The sequence below is a fragment of the Pseudomonas sp. Irchel s3a10 genome (assembly GCF_900187525.1).
Classification (GTDB): domain Bacteria; phylum Pseudomonadota; class Gammaproteobacteria; order Pseudomonadales; family Pseudomonadaceae; genus Aquipseudomonas; species Aquipseudomonas koreensis_G.
The window spans coordinates 294,236-307,739 of the sequence record NZ_FYDR01000005.1; the positions used below are offsets into that span (position 1 = coordinate 294,236).

Here is a 13,504-nt window from a genome sequence, read left to right on the forward strand (position 1 = left end):
CGCGATTATAAGCCGCAAAGGCCGGATCCGGTGAGGCTAAAACGCTCAGTCGTTACGCGATCCGCCGAAATACCCGCAGCCACGCTCGACCTTGCCGTCGATGCGCAGTTCGGCGCTCATGTGCTGCACGCTGCCGGTGCTGCTGTCGACGCAGCGTTGCGGCGCGACCCACAACTCGATGCGCTGGTTGTTGGCTTCGCTGCTGAGGTTGAAGCGGCCGTCGCCCAGTTGCTCTTCGACATAAGGGACCGCCAGCGCCGGCTGGCCTTCACGGTCAATGACCATGCCCTTGCCGCTGACTTTGACGCTCCACTCGGGACCGTGGCCGGCGGCACGCAGGATCAACAGCTTGAAGTTCGGGTCATCGCAGGCGGTGCCGGAACGCTCGACGCGATACAACTGGCCGAGGTCGAGGCGGTCGCCAGCGATCTTCCCGCGCACATCGGCAAACAGCTTGCCCTGCTGATCGGCGAGGGTCGCGGCCTCTTGCAGCACGCTGGTGCCGCCGATGTCGTTGACCGCGTACTGACGCTGTTCGCCACACGGCTGGAACACCAGTTTGCCGTCGGCTGCGGTCAACTGCCCCTGCATCCGGGTTTGTCCGATGTGGGACGCGCTTTCCCGCGGGCCATCGAGCAATTGGCAGGCGGCGAACAATGGCAGCAGGGCAACAACAATCAACGAACGGGCAACACGCATCTTCGGCTCTCCAGACAAGTGCCGCCACGTTACGCAGGCTGACCGTTGATCACAAGGGTTTAGCCCACGTGAAAGGTCTGGCCGGTTTGCAGACCTTCGACACTTTTCGCGTAGGCCAATGCCACATCGGCTGCCGGAACCGGCTTGTAGCCACGGAAATACGGGGCGTAGCTGCCCATCGCTTCCAGCAGCACGGTCGGGCTGATCGAGTTCACCCGCAGGCCACGCGGCAGTTCGATGGCGGCGGCTTTGACGAAGCTGTCCAGCGCGCCGTTGACCAATGCTGCCGAGGCGCCGGTACGGATCGGGTCATGGCTGAGCACGCCGGTGGTGAAGGTGAACGAGGCACCGTCGTTGGCGTATTCGCGGCCGATCAGCAGCAGGTTGACCTGGCCCATCAGCTTGTCTTTCAGGCCCAGGGCAAAGCTGTCGGCGTTCATCTCGCCGAGTGGGGCGAAGGTCACGTTGCCGGCGGCGCAGATCAGCGCATCGAACTTGCCGGTCTGCTCGAACAACTGGCGAATCGAGGCGCTGTCGCTGATGTCCACCTGGAAGTCGCCGCTGCTGCGACCGATGCGGATCACTTCATGACGCTGGCTCAGTTCTTTGTCCACGGCCGAACCGATGGTGCCGGCGGCACCGATCAACAGAATCTTCATGGGGCTGTTCCTCAATGGGTTGAACGAGGTTTCAGTCTAGAGTGGTTTTTTCTGCGGATAAGCGCACTAATAGGCAACCTTTGGTTTTCAAATGGAAACAATCCATGAGCGAAATGGATGATCTGGCGGCGTTCGCGGTGTTGATCGAGGCCGGCAGCTTTACCCTGGCGGCGCAGCAACTGGGTTGCAGCAAGGGCCAGTTGTCCAAGCGCATCAGTCAACTGGAGGCGCAGTTTTCCGTGGTGTTGCTGCAACGCACGACGCGCCGTCTGAGCCTGACTGCCGCCGGCGCCGCATTGTTGCCGCAAGCCCAGGCGTTGGTGGTGCAGGTGGAGCGCGCGCGGCAGGCATTGGCGCGTTTGAAAGACGACATGGCCGGCCCGGTGCGGATGACGGTGCCAGTGTCGTTGGGGGAAACGTTTTTCGATGGTTTGCTGCTGGAGTTCTCGCAAAAATATCCCGAGGTGCAGATCGAACTGGAGCTGAACAACCACTATCGCGACCTGTCCCGGGATGGCTTCGATCTGGCGATTCGCGCCGAGGTGGCCAATGACGAGCGGCTGGTGGCCAAGCCGCTGCTGGCGTGGCAGGAAATGACCTGCGCCAGCCCGGCCTATCTAGAGCAGTTCGGCGAACCGCTGACCCCGCAGGAGCTGGCCGAACACCGCTGCCTGCTCAACAGCCACTACAGTGGCCGCGAGGAATGGCTGTATCACCAACAGCACGAATTGCTGCGGGTGCGGGTGTCGGGGCCGTTCGCCAGCAACCATTACAACCTGCTGAAGAAAGCCGCACTGGCCGGCGCCGGCATCGCAAGGTTGCCGTCGTATTTGCTGCAAACCGAACTGGCTGACGGCCGATTGCGCTGGCTGCTGCGGGGCTTTCAGACGCGCCGGATGCCGATGTATCTGGTGCATCCGTATCAGGGCGGGTTGCCCAAACGCACGCAGGTGCTGGCGGATTATCTGATCGGCTGGTTCAAACGCAGCGGCGAGGCGCTGGATCGACTTCAGCGCTAACTCATTTCCTGTAGGAGTGAGCCTGCTCGCGATTGCGTAAGCAAATTCAACAGAAATGTTGGCTGGATTACCGCTATCGCGAGCAGGCTCACTCCTACAGTTTGTGGTCAACTGGCAAAACGTCGTGCGATCAGGTGATCGATCGACAATCTGCCCGGTCCGGTCGCCATCAGGTACAGCAACACCGCCGCCCAGGTACCATGGGTCGGGTAGGCATCGGGATAGACGAACACCTCGATGACCAGCGTCATGCCCAGCAGCGCCAGTGCCGAAAACCTCGTGGCGAAGCCGATCAATATCAGCACCGGAAAGAAGTGTTCGGCAAACGCCGCCATGTGCGCGGCGATTTCCGGTGACAGCAGCGGTACGTGGTATTCGCTCTGGAACAACGGAATCGTCGAGTCCGCCAAGCGTGGCCAGCCGAGTTGAAAGGTGCCGTCGAGCAAATCGATGGCCAGCCCCTCGACCTTGGTCTGCCCGGACTTCCAGAACACTGCGGCAATCGAGAACCGCGCGATGAAGGCGATCAGGCTGTGGGGGATTTTTTCCATTAGTCCGATGGCGCGAGTGATGAGGTTGCTCATGGCGATACCTGGTTGTTCAAGTCGGTGATGGCGTTGTGGCCGATCAGCAGGGCGAGGGTCTGCGGCAGATCGAACGGCGGACTGTCTTGCGCCGCTTGCAGCAGCGGTCGGTGATGGAGCAGATGGCGGATAAATACGCTGGCGCCGTGATCGAGGGCAAAGACCTCGACCTCCAGACCGTTGCGCAGCACCAGTGCGTGTTGCCCTTGATGGATGTCGATACCCGCCAGCGTGGCGTCCTGCTGATGCGCGGCCCAGATCGAAACCACCGCACAGGCTGAATCGAGCAGGTGCAGCGAGGGATGCAGGGTGATGTTCAGTTCGGCGAGTGTTTGTGGATCGGCCAGTGCAGCGCTGATCTGTTGCGCACTGACCGTCGCGGCATCGGCGGCGTGATAAGCGCGGGTGCGCAAGCGTTCGAGCCGTGCGACATCGGCCAGATACGGCACCTCGGCCGCCGGTTCGAATGCGTCAATGAAGTCCGCCAGACCGTCGCCGTAACGGCTCATCAACGGACTGTGCGGCGGCTGCTGCTGGATGAATATGCCGGCCATGCCACGGAAGAATTCCTCGCCGACCAACTGCTGCACCACCGGATAACTGTCGGCCAGCGCGTTGATCAACGAACCTTGCACGTTATTGCGATACACCAGAAATCGGCTGGCAGGATCAGCACCGTTGGCGCTGCACAGGCCGGCGGGGCAGGGCAGGCGAGTGTCGAGCAGGGCGACGCTGAAGTCGGCTTGAGTGCTCATGGCCGACTCCCAGCGTGCAGCAACAACGCTTCGGCCTGCTGCGCCTCGGCCAGCAGCACATTGAACGCCGGGACCTGATTGTCCCGTTCGATCAAGGTTGCCACCGGGCCGATTCGTTCGAGCGCTTGTCGGTACAACGCCCAGACTGCGTCATCAATCGGCGCGCCGTGATCATCGATCAGCAAACGGTCGCCGAGGCTATCGGCGTCTTCGGCGAACCCGGCCAGATGAATCTCGCCGACCGCGTGCAACGGCAGCGCGTCGAGGTAGGTCAGTGGATCGCGTTGATGATTGATGCACGAGACGTAGACGTTGTTGACGTCAAGTAGCAGTCTGCAACCGCTGCGGCGGATCACCTCGGTGATGAACTCCGGCTCATCGATGGTCGAGCGTTCGAAGCCGAGATAGGTCGCTGGATTCTCCAGCAGCATCGAACGCTTGAGGCTGTTCTGCACTTGATCGATGTGTTCGCAGACGCGGTTCAGGGTCGGCGTGTCATACGCCAGCGGCAGCAGGTCATTGAGGAACACCGGGCCGTGGCTCGACCAGGCCAGGTGTTCGGAAAAGGATTGCGGTTGATAGCGCTCGATCAGTGTTTTCAGACGTTGCAGGTGCTGCACGTCCAGTGGCCCTTCGGCCCCGATCGACAGCCCGACGCCGTGCAGCGACAGCGGATACTGTTCACGGATCAACCCGAGAAAATGATGAAACGGACCGCCATCGACCATGTAGTTTTCGGCGTGGACTTCGAAGAAGCCGATGTCCGGTCGGGTGCCGAGCACTTCACTAAAGTGCCCGGTCTTGAGCCCCAGCCCCGCGCGGGGCGGGAGCCCGCAGAGGGCTGCCCGAGTGCGCGGTGGGACAGGTTCGTTGATTGTGAACATGAGCGTCACTCGGGCAGGCAATGGATCAGGACTTGGCTTTGAAGGCTTCCATCTGACCGAAACCGGTCGGCGAGGTCTTGCTCTCGGTGGTGGTGCAGGTGCCTTTTGGCACTAACTTCCACGCGTTGGCCTGGTAGTCCATCTTCGCTGTGCCGGCACAGGTAGTGCCCGCGCCCGCGGCGCAATCGTTGTGACCTTTCATGGCCACGCCGAAGCATTTTTCCATGTTGCTGTTGTCGGCGGCATTGACGCTGGAAACGGCGGTCATGCTCAGGGCGGAACCAAGAGCCAGAGCCAGTGCAGCGGCGGACAGGGTGCGAGTGGTAGCAGTCATGATGTTTCTCCAGATTTGAGCTTGGGTTTTACAAGCGAAGTGCGCTTGCTTGTCCCACTAGAGAAACGACATGGCGATGCGTTACAGCGCAGTGCAAAGTTTTTTCAAAACTTCTTCGAACACGGCAAACCACTGTGGGAGCGGGCTTGCTCGCGAAGGCGTAGTCTCAGACGCCATTGATGTTGGATGACACACCGCATTCGCGAGCAAGCCCACTCCCACAAGGGATTGTCGGTGGATGGAAGGTTTTTGACAGACAAAAAAACGGCCCGAAGGCCGTTTTTTGTTTGCAGCAATGACTCAACCGCCGAGGTACGCCTCGCGCACTTTCGGGTCGGTCAGCAGCGCTTCACCGGTGCCTTGCATGACCACGCGGCCGTTCTCCAGAACGTACGCACGGTCAGCGATTTTCAGCGCCTGGTTGGCGTTTTGCTCGACCAGGAACACTGTTACACCGTCCTTGCGCAGCTGTTCGATGATGTCGAAGATCTGCTGGATGATGATCGGTGCCAGACCCAGCGACGGCTCGTCGAGCAGCAACAGTTTCGGCTTGCTCATCAGTGCACGACCGATGGCGAGCATCTGCTGTTCGCCGCCGGACATGGTGCCGCCGCGCTGGTTGAAGCGTTCTTTCAGGCGCGGGAACAGGCCGAGGACCTTGTCCATTTGCTCCTGATAGTCGCCCTTGTCGGTGAAGAAGCCGCCCATCGACAGGTTCTCTTCGACGGTCAGGCGGGCGAACACCCGACGGCCTTCCGGCACCACCGCGATGCTCTTGCGCATGATCTGCGACGAGTCCTGGCCGACCAGTTCCTCACCCATGTAGCGGATGCTGCCGCTGTGCGCCTGCGGCGAACCGCAAAGCGTCATCAGCAGCGTGGACTTGCCGGCACCGTTGGCGCCGATCAGGGTCACGATCTCGCCCTGACGGACTTCGACGTTGACGCTGTGCAGGGCCTGGATCTTGCCGTAGAAGGTGGAAACGTTTTCGAACTGCAGCATTTACGCTTCCCCCAGGTAGGCTTTGATCACTTCAGGATTATCGCGGATCTGTTCCGGCGTACCGTCAGCCAGAGGCGTGCCCTGGTTGATCACGACGATGTGGTCGGAAATGCTCATGACCAGTTTCATGTCGTGTTCGATCAGCAGCACGGTGACGTTGTGCTCTTCACGCAGCACGCCGATCAGCGCCTTGAGGTCTTCGGTTTCCTTCGGGTTCAGACCGGCCGCCGGTTCGTCGAGCATGAGGATCCGCGGGCGGGTCATCATGCAGCGGGCGATTTCCAGCCGGCGTTGCTGACCGTAGGCCAGAGTGCCGGCGGTACGGTTGGCGAACTCTTTGAGGTTGACCTTTTCCAGCCAGTACTCGGCATATTCCATGGCCTCGCGCTCGCTCTTGCGGAACGCCGGGGTCTTGAACAGGCCGGACAGGAAGTTGGTGTTCAGGTGACGGTGCTGGGCGATCAACAGGTTCTCGACCGCTGTCATGTCCTTGAACAGCCGCACGTTCTGGAAGGTGCGCACCACGCCCTTGAGGGCGATCTTGTGCCCCGGCAGGCCCTGGATCGGCTCGCCGTCGAGCAGAATGCTGCCGCCCGAGGGCTGGTAGAAACCGGTCAGGCAGTTGAACACGGTGGTCTTGCCCGCGCCGTTCGGCCCGATCAGCGCCACCACTTGTTTTTCCTTGACGGTCAGGGCCACGCCATTGACCGCCAGCAAGCCGCCGAAGCGCATGCTCAGATTTTCAACCTTCAGGATCTCGCGGCTCATTTTCGCAACTCCATGTGTGGGCGTTGCATCGGCAGCAGACCTTGTGGACGCCAGATCATCATCAATACCATCAGCGCACCGAACATCAACATCCGGTATTCGCTGAACTCACGCATCATTTCCGGCAACAGGATCATCACTGCGGCGGCCAGGATCACGCCCAGTTGCGAGCCCATGCCACCCAGCACGACGATGGCGAGGATGATCGCCGACTCGATGAAGGTGAACGATTCCGGGGTCACCAGACCCTGACGGGCGGCGAAGAAACTACCGGCAAAACCGGCAAACGCAGCACCGAGGGTGAACGCGGAAAGCTTGATCACGGTCGGGTTCAGACCCAGCGCGCGGCAGGCGATTTCGTCTTCACGCAACGCTTCCCAGGCACGGCCGATCGGCATGCGCAGCAGGCGGTTGATCACGAACAGCGCCGCCAGCGCCAGCAACAGGGCAACCAGGTAGAGGAAAATCACCTTGTTGATCGAGTTGTATTGCAGGCCGAAATACTCGTGGAAGGTTTGCATGCCTTCCGCGGCTTTGCGTTCGAAGGTCAGGCCGAAGAACGTCGGTTTCTCGATGTTGCTGATGCCGTTCGGGCCACCGGTGATGTCGGTCAGGTTACGCAGGAACAGCCGGATGATCTCGCCGAAACCGAGGGTCACGATCGCCAGGTAGTCACCGCGCAAGCGCAGCACCGGGAAGCCCAGCAGGAAACCGAACGTCGCCGCCATCAGGCCGGCAATCGGCAGGCAGATCCAGAAGCTCAGGCCATAGTAGTGCGACAGCAATGCGTAGCTGTAGGCGCCGACGGCGTAGAAGCCGACATAGCCCAGGTCAAGCAGACCGGCCAGACCGACGACGATGTTCAGACCGAGGCCGAGCATCACGTAGATCAGGATCAGCGTGGCAATGTCCACCGCGCCACGGGAGCCGAAGAACGGCCAGATCAGTGCGCCAAGGATCAGCGCAATGATGATGTAGCGTTGCGTGGTCGGCAGGGTCAGGAAGTTGCTGGCCTTGGCCGGGATCAACGGCATGCCCGGCGAGGATCGCCAGGCCTTGCTGATCTGCTGGTTGAACAGCACCCGCAGGAACATCAGCACCGAGCAGATGGCAATGGTCGCCAGAATGGCCGGGCTGGTGTTGTGCACTTCGAGGTTGATGCCGACGATGGTCAGTTTCAGACCGAGTACCGGGTAGGCCACGGCCCACACCAGCAAAGCGCTGAACAGCGCCTGTTTAAGATTCCTAGTCATACTTTCTCAACCTCCGGACGGCCCAGAATGCCGGTCGGACGGAACAACAGCACCAGAACCAACAAGCCGAAAGCCACGACATCCTTGTACTGGTCGCCGAAGATATCGGCACCAAAGGCTTCCGCCACCCCAAGCACCAGCCCGCCGAGCATGGCGCCGGGGATGCTGCCAATCCCGCCCAATACTGCGGCGGTGAAGGCTTTGAGGCCGACTAGGAAACCGGCGTTCGGGTTGATCACCCCGTATTGCATGCTCAGCAGCACAGCCGCAACGGCCGCCAGCGCAGCACCAATGACGAAGGTCAGGGCGATGATGTTGTTGGTGTTGATGCCCAGCAGGTTGGCCATCTTGATGTCTTCGGCGCAGGCGCGGCAGGCGCGACCCAGACGAGAGCGGGAGATGAACAGCGTCAGGCCGAGCATGGCGATCAGAGTCACCACGAACACCACGATTTGCATGTAGGAAATCAGCACTTCTTGTGCGCCACCTGGGCCGAAGGCAATGTTGCCCGGAATCAGGTTGGGGATAGCTTTGTCCTTGGAGTCTTGCGCGAGCAGAACGGTGTTCTGCAGGAAGATCGACATACCGATCGCGGAAATCAGCGGGATCAGACGGTTGCTGCCGCGCAACGGGCGGTAGGCAATGCGTTCGATGCTGTAACCGTAGGAACTGGTGACGACGATGCTGGCGATGAACGCCGCCGTCATCAACAGCGGGACACTGTCGAGTCCCATCATGGTCAACCCGGCGATGGCGATGAACGCCACGTAAGAGCCGATCATGTACACCTCGCCGTGGGCGAAGTTGATCATTCCAATGATGCCGTAAACCATCGTGTAGCCGATGGCGATCAAGGCATACATGCTGCCAACGTTAAGGCCGTTAACCAGCTGTTGGAAGAAGTGATAGATGTCAGGCATTACAGCGCTCCTAAAAACCTGATACGCATTTCACTGGTGGAGTCATTTTCCCGCCCGGCCCCGTGGATCTTTATCCACTTCGAATCCGGGTTTTGCCAGCGAACCGCTGATGACGGTTTTGAGATTTTCAGGTGGGGAGACTGGCGGATCACGCCAGCGCGGCCCAATACATTCGTAAAACAAAGCCCACGGCACGCCGTGGGCTTTATTGGCAGTCAGTCAGGCAGCGCCTTACTGAGGCGATACTTCAGTTTTAGGTTTGCCGTTGTGCCACTCGTAGACCACGAATTTGAAGTCTTTGAGGTCGCCCTTGGCGTCAAAGCTCAGGTCGCCAGTCGGGGTCTTGAAGGTACCGGCGTGGATGGCTTCAGCCACTTTGGTCGCGTCTTCGGACTTGGCTGCCTTGATACCTTCGGCAATTACAGTCACCGCCGAGTAGGAAGGGAACACGAACGGACCGCTCGGATCTTCCTTCTTGGCTTTGAATGCGTCAGCCAGAGCAACGTTGGCTGGATCCTGATCGAAGGATTTCGGCAGGGTCACCAGCAGGCCTTCGGATGCGTCCTTGGCGATTTGAGTGATCGAGTCGTTACCCACGCCTTCCGGCCCCATGAACTTGGCTTTCAGGCCTTTTTCCTGGGCTTGGCGCAGGATCAGACCCAGTTCCGGGTGGTAGCCGCCGTAGTAGACGAAATCGACGTTGGCTTGCTTGAGCTTGGCGATGATCGCCGAGAAGTCTTTGTCGCCGGCGTTGACGCCTTCGAACACGGCAACCTTGGTGCCTTTCTTCTCGAGAGTCGATTTGACCGCGGTGGCGATGCCTTCACCGTACTGCTGCTTGTCGTGCAGGACGCCAACGATTTTCGGTTTTACGTGATCGGCAATGTAGTTACCGGCGGCAGGGCCCTGGGCGCTGTCCAGGCCGATGGTACGGAAGACCATTTTGTAACCACGGGCGGTGATGTCCGGGCTGGTGGCAGCCGGGGTGATCATGATCACGCCTTCGTCTTCGTAGATATCCGAAGCAGGCTGAGTGGAGCTGGAGCACAGGTGACCGACCACGAACTTGACGCCGTCGTTGACGACCTTGTTCGCAACCGCTACCGCTTGTTTCGGATCGCACGCATCGTCGTATTCAACGGCTTCGAGTTTCTTGCCGTCGACGCCGCCCTTGGCGTTGATCTGCTCGATGGCCATTTTCGCGCCACTGAACTGCATGTCGCCGTATTGGGCTACAGGACCGGTCTTGGGGCCGGCGATACCGATCTTGATGGTGTCAGCGGCGAACGAATGGCTGGCAACCCCGGCCAGAACCATAGCGGCAAACAGTTTGGAAATCTGCTTAGTAGCCTTAGTCATAGTGCTCCACTCTTACTGTTGTAATTTTTTTGAGTTCTGGCGCCGTAGCAGCAGAACCGGGTCAGATATCTTTGCGATACCCTCCGGAAATGCCCCCGGCAACTGTACCGGTACAGTGTAGAGCGCCGGTTGTTGGCCTGGGAAGCAGGCGCCGAGGGGCAAAACTTGGGGGTGTCGCATTTTTGAATGAAAAAGACAGAATTGCGGCGGGGGTTTGGTGGGCATATATCCCAATCACCAGCATTCCTTGGCGTTCCTGCTCTTTTCGTTCGGTGAAGCCATTTGCAACCGGGTTTTTCTGCCGAACCAGCGACGTTATCATTCGCGTCGATTTCTTTTCCGGACAGTCCCATGAATCAAGAACCTAGCACCCTCTATGCCAAGCTGCTTGGTGAAACCGCATCTATTACCTGGAAAGAGCTGGAGCCGTTCTTCGCCAAGGGTGCCCTATTGTGGGTCGACCCGGCCCTGGATTTGATCGCCGCCGCCGAGGCCGTGGCATCGGACGATGGCGAGAAAGTCGCTGCCTGGCTGGCCGAAGACAAGGTCGCCAAGCTGTCTGAAACGCGGGCGCTGGATATTTTCGAGCGTGATCCGGCGCTGTGGGCGGTGGTGGTGAGTCCGTGGATTCTGATCCAGGAAAGGGCAGTCGCTTGCGACGTGGCACCATGATGGTGCGGCTGGTCATCCGCAAAAAGTGTGTAGCCGAGTAGCGTGATGGCACGTTGCCGTAGAGAAAGGCCACAAGCGTGGGTGGCCTCACGGTGACGTAAACGTAACGGGAACAGTTTATTGAGCAGCCTGAGGGCTGCTTAATTGTTTCTGGATGTTGGAACGGCTGAAATCTTCAGTGAATGTGCCGGCCCCTTCGCGAGCAAGCTCGCTCCTACAGAGGAACGCATTCCAACTGTAGGAGTGAGCCTGCTCGCGATAGGGGCAACTCGGATCTGGATCAGACCGAGTAAGTCTTCCCGGTATGGTTATTCAGCGAAATTACCTTGGTCTTGCCGATCCGGTGACGGTAGATCTCGCGCAGGTATTTGATCGATTTCTTCACGCAATCGCGCGACAGGCGAATGTCGTTGATCGAGACGAATTTGTCCTTGTCGTTGATCAACTCGCGATATTTCTTCTCGTACATCGGTTTGATCGCGTACCAGTTGGTATCGAGGATCTTCGCCGGGTTTTCGAACTCGTTGAGCAGATCGTCGATGCGCTCTTCGTCGAACTCCTCGTTGATGATGAAGTCGAGGATCGAGTTGTCCAGAGTCTCGTCGAAACGGTACGGGTTCTTCGCGAAGCAACGCTTGATGAAGGCCACGATCAAGGTCAGGAAGTCGTCCGACAGGCACGGGCTCTTGGCGATCAGGGTGGTCAGCGACAGGTTGGCCGAGGCGCCGATCACCAGCGCATAACGCTTGAGCGTGGTGTTGGGGAACAGGCTGTTGAGGTGGGTCTTCAACCGGTTCAGATCCATGTACGACAGCTTGTAGTCTTTCGGCAACGAGACGATCGAGACCACCGACGAGCAGTTCTTGAAGAAGTGCAGGTCGTGCAGCGCGGCGGCGTCGTAGCCGGAATTCTTGTACTGCTCCAGCGAGGCGCGATAGCGCTTGGATTCGATCGGCAGCAGGCTGATGCCTTCAATGGCCTGGGTGACCTTGTTGAAGTGCGGCAGGTCGATCGAGCGGAAAAACAGGTCGTCGATGTTCAGGCGCTGCGGCTCTTTGTCGAACACCTTGAACTTGTCGCTGCTCGGCGGCGGGGTCTCCGGCACCACCGATTCCGCGTAAGCAATCGCCACCGGGCCGGCCAGGCTCATGAACAGGTCGTTGGCGTCCAGGCGAATGGTTTCACCGATGTCGATACCGGCGCGACGGAAGTAGTTCTGGTCGTAGTCGGTGGTCACCGCCTGCGCCGTCAGAATGTTGAAGATCTGCTGCGAGATGTACTGGTTGGCGTGCTTTTCCATCGCATTGACATCAATGTTCTGGATGTTGCCGTCATCGCTCTCTTCGGCGTAACGCATGATGTCGTTGGAGATCAGCATCATCGCGTTCCATGGGCGTATGCGGCCCATGACGCTGGCTTCGCTGCTGTCTTCATTGGCGAAGTTGTAGGAGAAATCCCATTCTTCCGACAGGTATTTGCACAGCAGGCGTCCGGCGTTGATGTGCAGCGCCTCGGACATTTCACTGCGGTGATCGGAAATGTTCGGCAGTACGCAGATGCCGCTGGTGAAGATCGGCTCGAACACGAACGAATGCCCGCTCTTGCCGTCGTGTTCGTCCATCGGCTTGGTGTCGAACGTCTTGTTCATATACGAGTGCTGCTGGGCCAGGCCGAATTCCGAGGCCATGCCCGAACCGGTACCGCCGCCGGCACTGAAGATCGAGAAATACAGGCGCGACTGGTTGGCCTTGATGCCGCAGCTGTCGATCAGGTACGAGTGGATCATTTTCCAGTCGGGGCTGGAGAAGCGCTGGGTGTCCTTGTTGAGGATGATCTTCGCCAGGTACTGGCCGAGGATCGGCGCGTTACCGGCGCCACCGGCGTGGACTTCGGACAAGTCCATGATCTTCATTTTGCTGTAGTCGCGCAGGAAGCCGCTTTTCTCGCCCTTGCGCGAGAAGCGGATGCGCCCGGCGATGTCCTTGTCGAGGTCGCCGAGCATCACCAATGGTTCGACGAGGAACACCGGTTTGCTCGACTTGTTCGGGCCGATGCGCAGGTTGTTTTTGATCCATTGCGCCGGGCTGTAGCCCTTGTCGGCCAGACGCCGATCTGCCGCGCGGTCTTCGTTGTTGAATTCGTTGAGGTAGAACTTGCGTGCGTTGTACACCAGCTCCGCGACGTCGAGGGCGATGTTCGAGCCGCAGCGACCGAGGCCGATCAGGCACACCGACGGAAATTCCTGATCGTTGTGCTGTTCGTTGTCGCCTTCCAGGTGCGGCGGGCGCGGGAACACCAGATCACGCAGACCGTCGAGGTTGTCGAGGATGCGGTCGGTATTGGTTTCGGTGTAGTACAGATATTGCTGAGTGCCCAGCGGGCGCGAGGGAGGCAATGGCTTCGATGGTGACGGGCTGTTTGCGGCAGGGCTCAGGGTCAGATCGGATACCGCAGTGGCGGGATTGTTTTTAGAAGTCATTGTGCGCCATATACCTGAACTGGTTGGTCCGCTGACCAGTGTCAGCGAGCCTCACGGAATAAGATCTCGCGTCTTTTATTGCGCGAATTTGGCCCGGGCGTCAGGGGCTTGGCCTGA

Annotated in this window: 14 protein-coding genes; 2 read left to right on the top strand and 12 right to left on the bottom strand. The window is 59.4% G+C overall.

All coding sequences use genetic code 11. The features are described from left to right. Positions 1 to 45: 45 nt before the first annotated feature. Both CKW11_RS17150 and CKW11_RS17155 read right to left on the bottom strand, forming a co-directional pair. On the bottom strand, positions 46 to 699 hold the full coding sequence (locus tag CKW11_RS17150; protein ID WP_095138453.1) for a COG3650 family protein: 654 nt from the start codon (positions 697 to 699) through the stop codon (positions 46 to 48). Positions 700 to 758: 59 nt separating this feature from the next. Further along, positions 759 to 1,358: a short chain dehydrogenase gene (locus tag CKW11_RS17155; RefSeq protein WP_095138454.1), complete on the bottom strand. Its 600-nt coding sequence runs from the start codon at positions 1,356 to 1,358 to the stop codon at positions 759 to 761. 104 nt (positions 1,359 to 1,462) lie between these two features. On the opposite strand from CKW11_RS17155, the gene CKW11_RS17160 reads away from it, so the two are divergent. Further along, positions 1,463 to 2,377 carry a LysR family transcriptional regulator gene (locus CKW11_RS17160; RefSeq protein ID WP_095138455.1) on the top strand — a complete coding sequence of 305 codons (915 nt, stop codon included), beginning with the start codon at positions 1,463 to 1,465 and terminating at the stop codon, positions 2,375 to 2,377. Positions 2,378 to 2,484: 107 nt separating this feature from the next. On the opposite strand, the gene CKW11_RS17165 is transcribed toward CKW11_RS17160, so the two are convergent. The 9 genes from CKW11_RS17165 to CKW11_RS17210 all read right to left on the bottom strand — a co-directional run bounded on the left by CKW11_RS17165 (position 2,485) and on the right by CKW11_RS17210 (position 10,236). Then, on the bottom strand, positions 2,485 to 2,961 hold the full coding sequence (locus tag CKW11_RS17165; RefSeq protein ID WP_095138456.1) for a DoxX family protein: 477 nt from the start codon (positions 2,959 to 2,961) through the stop codon (positions 2,485 to 2,487). After that, a complete protein-coding gene (locus tag CKW11_RS17170) occupies positions 2,958 to 3,716 on the bottom strand; it encodes a DNA-binding domain-containing protein (protein WP_095138457.1) in 759 nt (252 codons plus the stop codon). The genes CKW11_RS17165 and CKW11_RS17170 overlap by 4 nt, the downstream gene beginning before the upstream one ends. Further along, positions 3,713 to 4,600: a DUF692 domain-containing protein gene (locus CKW11_RS17175; protein ID WP_095138458.1), complete on the bottom strand. Its 888-nt coding sequence runs from the start codon at positions 4,598 to 4,600 to the stop codon at positions 3,713 to 3,715. Before CKW11_RS17175 ends, CKW11_RS17170 begins: the two co-directional genes overlap by 4 nt. Before the next feature lie 25 nt (positions 4,601 to 4,625). Beyond that, positions 4,626 to 4,934: a DUF2282 domain-containing protein gene (locus CKW11_RS17180; protein WP_095138459.1), complete on the bottom strand. Its 309-nt coding sequence runs from the start codon at positions 4,932 to 4,934 to the stop codon at positions 4,626 to 4,628. A gap of 300 nt (positions 4,935 to 5,234) precedes the next feature. Beyond that, positions 5,235 to 5,936 carry an ABC transporter ATP-binding protein gene (locus tag CKW11_RS17185; RefSeq protein WP_003222380.1) on the bottom strand — a complete coding sequence of 234 codons (702 nt, stop codon included), beginning with the start codon at positions 5,934 to 5,936 and terminating at the stop codon, positions 5,235 to 5,237. Then, positions 5,937 to 6,704 (bottom strand): high-affinity branched-chain amino acid ABC transporter ATP-binding protein LivG, encoded by a 768-nt coding sequence (gene livG, locus CKW11_RS17190; RefSeq protein ID WP_095138460.1) that lies wholly within the window; start codon positions 6,702 to 6,704, stop codon positions 5,937 to 5,939. Then, positions 6,701 to 7,957, bottom strand: coding sequence for a high-affinity branched-chain amino acid ABC transporter permease LivM (locus CKW11_RS17195; protein ID WP_095138461.1), 1,257 nt, complete (start codon positions 7,955 to 7,957; stop codon positions 6,701 to 6,703). The genes livG and CKW11_RS17195 overlap by 4 nt, the downstream gene beginning before the upstream one ends. Next, on the bottom strand, positions 7,954 to 8,877 hold the full coding sequence (gene livH, locus CKW11_RS17200) for a high-affinity branched-chain amino acid ABC transporter permease LivH (RefSeq protein ID WP_007918526.1): 924 nt from the start codon (positions 8,875 to 8,877) through the stop codon (positions 7,954 to 7,956). The genes CKW11_RS17195 and livH overlap by 4 nt, the downstream gene beginning before the upstream one ends. Before the next feature lie 231 nt (positions 8,878 to 9,108). Continuing rightward, a complete protein-coding gene (locus tag CKW11_RS17210; protein WP_095138462.1) occupies positions 9,109 to 10,236 on the bottom strand; it encodes a branched-chain amino acid ABC transporter substrate-binding protein in 1,128 nt (375 codons plus the stop codon). Between the two features lie 351 nt (positions 10,237 to 10,587). Here CKW11_RS17210 and CKW11_RS17215 point away from each other — a divergent pair, with 351 nt between their 5' ends. After that, positions 10,588 to 10,908 (top strand): DUF2288 domain-containing protein, encoded by a 321-nt coding sequence (locus CKW11_RS17215; RefSeq protein WP_095138463.1) that lies wholly within the window; start codon positions 10,588 to 10,590, stop codon positions 10,906 to 10,908. Between the two features lie 280 nt (positions 10,909 to 11,188). Here CKW11_RS17215 and CKW11_RS17220 read toward each other — a convergent pair whose 3' ends face one another. Then, positions 11,189 to 13,387 (bottom strand): hypothetical protein, encoded by a 2,199-nt coding sequence (locus tag CKW11_RS17220; protein ID WP_095138464.1) that lies wholly within the window; start codon positions 13,385 to 13,387, stop codon positions 11,189 to 11,191. Positions 13,388 to 13,504: the final 117 nt, after the last annotated feature.

Bases quoted from the DNA above. Each gene is read 5' to 3' on its own strand.
- CKW11_RS17150 (WP_095138453.1), bottom strand. From the start codon at position 699: ATGCGTGTTGCCCGTTCGTTGATTGTTGTTGCCCTGCTGCCATTGTTC.
- CKW11_RS17155 (WP_095138454.1), bottom strand. From the start codon at position 1,358: ATGAAGATTCTGTTGATCGGTGCCGCCGGCACCATCGGTTCGGCCGTG.
- CKW11_RS17160 (WP_095138455.1), top strand. From the start codon at position 1,463: ATGAGCGAAATGGATGATCTGGCGGCGTTCGCGGTGTTGATCGAGGCC.
- CKW11_RS17165 (WP_095138456.1), bottom strand. From the start codon at position 2,961: ATGAGCAACCTCATCACTCGCGCCATCGGACTAATGGAAAAAATCCCC.
- CKW11_RS17170 (WP_095138457.1), bottom strand. From the start codon at position 3,716: ATGAGCACTCAAGCCGACTTCAGCGTCGCCCTGCTCGACACTCGCCTG.
- CKW11_RS17175 (WP_095138458.1), bottom strand. From the start codon at position 4,600: ATGTTCACAATCAACGAACCTGTCCCACCGCGCACTCGGGCAGCCCTC.
- CKW11_RS17180 (WP_095138459.1), bottom strand. From the start codon at position 4,934: ATGACTGCTACCACTCGCACCCTGTCCGCCGCTGCACTGGCTCTGGCT.
- CKW11_RS17185 (WP_003222380.1), bottom strand. From the start codon at position 5,936: ATGCTGCAGTTCGAAAACGTTTCCACCTTCTACGGCAAGATCCAGGCC.
- livG (WP_095138460.1), bottom strand. From the start codon at position 6,704: ATGAGCCGCGAGATCCTGAAGGTTGAAAATCTGAGCATGCGCTTCGGC.
- CKW11_RS17195 (WP_095138461.1), bottom strand. From the start codon at position 7,957: ATGACTAGGAATCTTAAACAGGCGCTGTTCAGCGCTTTGCTGGTGTGG.
- livH (WP_007918526.1), bottom strand. From the start codon at position 8,877: ATGCCTGACATCTATCACTTCTTCCAACAGCTGGTTAACGGCCTTAAC.
- CKW11_RS17210 (WP_095138462.1), bottom strand. From the start codon at position 10,236: ATGACTAAGGCTACTAAGCAGATTTCCAAACTGTTTGCCGCTATGGTT.
- CKW11_RS17215 (WP_095138463.1), top strand. From the start codon at position 10,588: ATGAATCAAGAACCTAGCACCCTCTATGCCAAGCTGCTTGGTGAAACC.
- CKW11_RS17220 (WP_095138464.1), bottom strand. From the start codon at position 13,387: ATGACTTCTAAAAACAATCCCGCCACTGCGGTATCCGATCTGACCCTG.